Raw genomic sequence first — 6098 nt, 5'->3', positions numbered from 1 at the left:
AGGGGGGACCCTGTGGGAGAGTAGGACGCCGCCGAACAAATTGTGAAGCCGCAGGCCCCGAGTCTTTGACTCGGGGCCTGCGGCATTTTTGCGTTCAGGGTAATTCCGCGTGCATTCAGGGTGCGTTATGCCAGGCGATCGAGTTCCTCCCCCCGTACTTCGCCCCGCAGCCGATCCCCGCGCACCCAGCGTCCGACCTCCTCCACCGCGTACGCGCCGAGCCGGCGGACCTCGCTGCCCTGTGCTCCCGCGATATGCGGCGTGACCAGCACATTCGGCATTCCGAACAGCGGATGCCCTGGCGGCAGCGGCTCCGGATCGGTGACGTCCAGAAAGGCGGCCAGACGTCCCGACGCGCATTCCCGCACCAGAGCCTCCGTGTCCACGAGCGTGCCGCGCGCGGTGTTGACGACCGTGCCGCCGTCCGGAATGAGGGCCAGGCGTGCCGCGGTCAGCAGACCTCGAGTCTCCGGCAGTTCCGGTGCGTGGAGGGTGACGATCGAGCTGTTGCCGCACAGGGTGTCGAGATCGACTGCCGTGGCTCCCAACTCCCGTGCTTCCGCCGCCGATACATACGGGTCGTACAGCAGAGTGCGATATCCGGCATCCGCCGTGCGCAGCCGGTCCATGACCAGACGGCCGATGCGTGAGGCTCCGACGACACCGACCGTTCGGGCGTCGGCGCCCGTGCGTTCATGGAAGTCCGGCCAGTGCGATGCGGCCGAGTACGCGGCAGCGGTGGGGAGAGCCCTTTTCGAGGCCAGGATGATCAATGCGTAGGTGTAGTCCGCGACCGGGCCCGCATTGGCGGCCGCCGCGGACGAGACGACGATTCCCCGCTCCCAGACGGCCGGCGTGAGCAGCCATTTGACCGAGCCGGCAGCGTGAACGACGGCTCGCAGCCGAGGGGCCCGGCCGAGGAGCTCTCCCGTGAGCCGGGGGCTTCCCCAGCCCGTGAGCAGGACGTCGGCCCGGGCCAGTTCGTCCTGGCCGGCCACGGCACCGAATTCCGCGAGCCGGGCGCGTAGGTCTGCGGGGAGCACGGCCGTGGCCTCGTCCGTACCCATGGCGATCACGATGGTTCGGGCGTCCTCCGTCATGCGCTGCCCACTGCCCGCCGCGCGGCGAGCGAAAACGTACCGAGCGGAAACGTGCTGAGCGAAATCGCGCGTGCAGGCGTTGTCCGCGTCATTCGGGCAGGCGAGGATCGGTGAATGCACCAGATCGTCACGGCCGTTCGGGCCGCCCGGCCGCCGAGGGCCTGATGCCGTCCCTGATACTCCGGCTCCGTCCTTCCAACCCCTGGGCCGTCGACGCCCTGATCACCGCCGTCGTCCAGGCCGCGGTGACGATTCCCTTCGTCGTACCGCGCCCGGCCGACGCCCCGCCCGCCACCTGGCCCATGTACGGCATGACCACGTTGACCGTGCTGCCTCTGCTCTGGCGTACGCGGGCGCCGTTCACCGCCTTGCTGTGCATCACGGCCGCCGGCTTCGTCTATCTGCCGCTGGACGGGCCGGGGCAGCCGATGCCGTACAGCCCGGTGGTGGCGATCTTCAGCGTTGCCGCCCAGGCGGGGCTCCGGCAGCGGCGGTTCACCATCGGGCTCGGCCTTCCGCTGGTCGCGGTGGCCGTGGCCCTCAAGACGAACACGGCCCGCGAGTACCTCTTCTCCTACTTCCTCTTCGGCATGGTGTACGTGCTCGGGGTGCTGGCCCGCACCCGTCAGGCCTATACGGAGACGGTCGAACTGCGGGCTGCCGAGCTGGAGAAGGCGCGGCAGGTGGAGGCGGAACGGGCGGCGGAGCGGGAACGGGCGCGGATCGCACGCGAGATGCACGACATCCTGTCCCACGCCGTGAGCCTGATGATCGTGCAGGCCGAGGCGGGCCCGCTGGTCGTACGGTCCGATCCCGAGCGGGCGGAGGCGGCCTTCGACGCCATCGCGGGGGCGGGGCGGGACGCGATGGTGCAGTTGCGCCGGATGCTCGGCGTGCTCCGGGACGATCCGTCGGACGGGAGCGAGCCCGGCGGCTCGCGCAGCCCGCAGCCCACGCTGGCCGGGATCGAGGACCTGGTCGCCGCCGTCCGGCGTACCGGGCTCTCGGTGACCTACGGGGTGGACGGGGCCCCTCGACCGCTCGCACCGGACATCCAGGTGACGGTGTACCGGGTCGTCCAGGAGGCCCTCACCAACGTGCTCAAGCACGCCGACGCCGCGACCGTGTCCGTACGCCTCACATGGACGTTGGACGGCCGTCTCGGCGTCACTGTCGGGAACGACACCGTCGACGACGCCGTGGGTGCGCGGGAGGGGCGTACGGGCGCCGGCGGCGGCCGTGGGCTGATCGGCATCCGTGAGCGTGCGGCGGCCCATGGCGGGACGGCCTCCGCGGGGCCCGGGCCCGGCGGCCGGGGGTTCCGCGTTGCCGTGGACCTGCCCGTCGTGTTCTCCTCTGGCTCGGAGTGCTCGGAGGTGCGAAGTTGACGATCCGTGTGGTGGTGGCCGACGACCAGGAGTTGGTGCGCGGCGGCTTTGCGATGATCCTGGCGGCGCAGCCGGACATCGAGGTGGTCGCGGAGGCCGGCGACGGGGTCGAGGCGGTCGAGGCCGTGCGGCGTCATGCGCCCGACGTCGTGCTGCTCGACATCAGGATGCCGCGCATGGACGGCATCGAGGCGGCCCGGAGGATCTGCGCGGAGTCCGGGACCAAGGCCGTCATGCTCACGACGTTCGATCAGGACGACTATGTGTACGAGGCGTTGCACGCCGGCGCGAGCGGCTTCCTCCTGAAGGACGTACGCCGTGACGATCTCGTGCACGCGGTACGGGTCGTGGTCGCGGGGGACTCGCTGCTTGCGCCCTCGGTGGCCCGGCGCCTGGTCGCGGACTACGTCGGGCGTGGTCCGCAGCGCGGGCCGTCGCCGGAGCTGGGGGCGCTGACCGCGCGCGAGAGCGAGACGCTCGTCCTGCTCGGGCGGGGGATGTCGAACGCGGAGATCGCGGCCGAGCTGGTCGTCAGCGAGCACACCGTGAAGACCCATGTGAGCAATGTGCTGTCGAAGTTGGGGCTGCGCGACCGCATACAGGCGGTGATCTGCGCGTACGAGACCGGTCTGATCGCGCCCGGTCGGCTCTGACCCCGGCTGTCCGGCGCGAGGCCGCGCGCGCGTCCGTATCCCCCGCGCGAGATCCCCCGCGCGAGGGATACGGGCGGGCCGTGGAACCGCTCGCGTCGGCGATTCGCCGGTCGTCGCCGGTCTCCAGGATGGAGCACGTCAGCAAGTGCTCCATCGAGACCTGGGGGAACCCGTCGTGCACCGAAGCCCTGTGAGAGCCGTCGTCATCGCCGCCGCAGTCGTCGCCATGAGCGCAGGTGCGGTCACTCCGTCGCTTGCCGCGCAGGCCGCTGAACGAGCGCCTGGGCACGCGCCCGCGCACGCGCAGAAGCTCACTCCGTCGGCCTCGGACGCACTGCGCAAGGCCATAGCCGGGCTCCCGGACCCGGCGGTCGCCACCGCCGCGCAGGTCCGGCTCGGCGGCAAGGTGGAGAGCTGGCAGGGCACCTCCGGCGAAGCCGACATCCGGACGCACCGCGCTCCGAAGGGGGACGAGCGCTTCCGGGCCGGCAGCATCACCAAGACGTTCACGGCCGCCGTCGTGCTGCAGCTCGTGCACGAGGGGAAGCTGAGCCTCGACGGGACCGTGCAGCAGTACCTCCCGGGGCTGTTGCCCGCCCACTACCCGGACGTCCGGGTCAGGCACCTGCTGAACTACACCAGCGGCCTGCCGAGCGCCGACGGCTCCCAGGCTTCCGATTTCGCGCACCGGTTCACCAGCTGGGACCACCGTGAGCTGGTGCGGCGGGGCTTCGACAAGCCCATGGAGTTCACTCCGGGTACGCGGCAGCACTACTCGAACATCGGCTACAACGTGCTGGGCCTGCTGATCGAGAAGGTCACCGGCCGCTCGTACGAGAGCCAGATCCAGGACCGTGTCGTACGCCGTGCCGGGCTCACGGACACGTACAGCCCGGGCAATGACCCGACGATCCGGGGCCGGCACACGCGCGGCTACCAGAGGGTGAGCGGGCCGGGCGGTTCCGCCGGGCTCGTCGACGTCACCGAGTGGAACCAGTCGATCACCTGGGCCTCCGGCGATCTGATCACGACCACCGCCGACCTCGAACGCTTCACGGCCGCGCTCTTCCGGGGCCGTATAGTGCCGAAGCCCGAACTGAAGCTGATGTTCACCGTCCCCGACGTCCCCTCGTACGAGGACGGCGGGAAGGCGTCACACTCCAGCGGCATGAGCCGCATCGAGGTCGGTGACAGCGTCGTCTGGGGCAAGTCGGGCGGCCGCTACGGCTACGTCAATGGCTTCGGCGCCACCGAAAACCTCTCCCGCACGCTCGTCTACTCGGTCAACGCCACGGACGCGAAGAGCGAGCAGCGCAATCCGGTGGTCGGCCGGATCATCGCCGCGGCGGGTTTCTGACCCCCGCGGACGCCTCCGCGTGCCGGGGCCCTACCGGGGCGGGAGGGTGTGGCGGGGCCAGCGGGCGCGGGCCTGCTCCTCGGAGCGCATCAGGGCGAAGGTGGGCAGGCCCTGCGCCTCCCCGCCCTCCAGCAGCTCCGGGAGGGCGGGGAGCGGGGCCACGGCAGCCACGTCGTCGAGGACGAGGGTGAGTGGTGGGTCGAGCCGGCCGGAGGATGACCGTTCGGCCATGCGGCGGCCGTGCTCGACCACGCTTGAGGCGAGTGCGGTGAGCAGCGGCATCGCACCCGGGCGGGTGCGGGGATCCTCAATCGCCTCACCCACCACGTACAGCGTTCCCCCTTCGGCGATGAATGATTCCGATGCCGACGAATTGGCTCGATTGGGGTTGCACGCGTCGCGGATGTGGACCGAGGCGAGCGCGCCGAGGGCCCGTGCCGCCAACTCCTGGGCCATGTCGCGGCGCTCGGGATGGCCGGTGAGGGCGGACTCCAGCTCGCCGGCCGTGCCGCCGGTGGCCTTGGGGTTCGTACGCAGGATGCGGACGGGCTCATGGGCCGAGGTGCCCTGCGCCCAGCGGTGCACCTGGCGGAAGGGGCGGCCGTCCACGGCGGCGGCGTGCAGCCAGCAGCGCAGCAGGGTCTCGGCCGTGTCGGCGGTGGCCGAGTCGAGGGCGCTCAGCGGGCGTACGGGCGCGAGCAGGGCTGCCGCGCGGGAGGCGGCCGCCGCACGGGACTCGCAGCCGGTGGTGGGGTTCCAGCGGAGGCGGTCGGGGGTGTCGAGCAGGTGGGCCGGGTCGAAGACGTGGACCGGGCCCAGCTTGGCGCGGGGCGCCTTGGTGTCGGCCCAGAGTCCGGGGTCGCTGGTGACGACGAGTACGGGGCCGGTGGCCTCGAGGACCGCGCGGGTGGCGGGGCCGCGGCGCTCGGTGGTGTAGACGAGGCGCCGGGGGGACTCGGGGGCGGGGGCGGGAGGCTGGGGGTGGGGGGAGCTCGGGGCCGGCGCTTCGGGGGGTGTGGCGGTGACCGCGGCCGGTGGTGCTGCTGAGGTCGCCGCCGCCGCGGTCGCTGCGGTCGGTGCGTGCCACGGGCCCGGGGCAGGGCCGCCTGGCGCCGGGGCCGTCGCCATCGGTGCCGCTCCTGCGGCGGGTTGGCTCTGGCCGGGAATTCCGCCGTGAGCCTGGCTCTGGGCCTGGGCCTGGCTCGGCCCCGGCCCTTGTCCCAGCTGTCCTTGCCTACGTGCCCGCGTCCCCCGCCACCGGGCCACCGTCCCGATCACGAAGGTCATCAGGACCACCGTCACCAGGACCTCGCTGACGAGGATCCCCCAGAACAGTCCGTACCCCGACAGCGCGTCCGGCGACGTCTCCGGCCAGGCGGCGGGCAGATCGCGCGGCTGCGTCATGAGGTGCCGCAGGGCCTGGGGCGTACGGGTGAGGGAGACGCCCTCCGGCCAGGCGCCGTGCGCGAGGAGGGCCGCGAGGCCGGTCGCCGTCCAGACCAGCAGGGTCAGCCCCAGCAGGAAGGCGAGGATGCTGACCAGGAGGCCATCCGGAATTCCGCGTTCCGGTGCGGGTTCCCGGTCCCGTATGGGGGCCACG

At 72.0% G+C, this 6098-nt stretch carries 5 protein-coding genes; 3 read left to right on the top strand and 2 right to left on the bottom strand.

The genetic code is table 11. The annotated features are described in order from the left end of the window. Positions 1-125: 125 nt before the first annotated feature. A complete protein-coding gene (locus tag AB0G59_RS27480; protein WP_360916907.1) occupies positions 126-1100 on the bottom strand; it encodes a hydroxyacid dehydrogenase in 975 nt (324 codons plus the stop codon). 110 nt (positions 1101-1210) lie between these two features. Between AB0G59_RS27480 and AB0G59_RS27475 the strand changes: the two genes are divergently transcribed. From AB0G59_RS27475 to AB0G59_RS27465, 3 genes are all read left to right on the top strand, one after another. Next, on the top strand, positions 1211-2488 hold the full coding sequence (locus tag AB0G59_RS27475) for a histidine kinase (protein ID WP_360916904.1): 1278 nt from the start codon (positions 1211-1213) through the stop codon (positions 2486-2488). Further along, entirely contained in the window at positions 2485-3141 is a 657-nt protein-coding gene (locus tag AB0G59_RS27470) for a response regulator transcription factor (RefSeq protein WP_360916901.1), read from the top strand. The genes AB0G59_RS27475 and AB0G59_RS27470 overlap by 4 nt, the downstream gene beginning before the upstream one ends. Positions 3142-3331: 190 nt before the next feature. After that, positions 3332-4498 carry a serine hydrolase domain-containing protein gene (locus tag AB0G59_RS27465; protein WP_360916898.1) on the top strand — a complete coding sequence of 389 codons (1167 nt, stop codon included), beginning with the start codon at positions 3332-3334 and terminating at the stop codon, positions 4496-4498. A 30-nt stretch (positions 4499-4528) separates the two neighbouring features. Here the strand turns inward: AB0G59_RS27465 and AB0G59_RS27460 are convergent, their stop codons facing one another. Then, positions 4529-6097 carry a type VI secretion protein gene (locus AB0G59_RS27460; RefSeq protein ID WP_360916895.1) on the bottom strand — a complete coding sequence of 523 codons (1569 nt, stop codon included), beginning with the start codon at positions 6095-6097 and terminating at the stop codon, positions 4529-4531. Position 6098 lies beyond the last annotated feature (1 nt).

Origin of the sequence: Streptomyces sp. NPDC021096 (assembly GCF_040641275.1) — a bacterium.
Taxonomy (GTDB): Bacteria; Actinomycetota; Actinomycetes; order Streptomycetales; family Streptomycetaceae; genus Streptomyces.
This window is presented reverse-complemented; position numbering and strand designations above follow the sequence as displayed.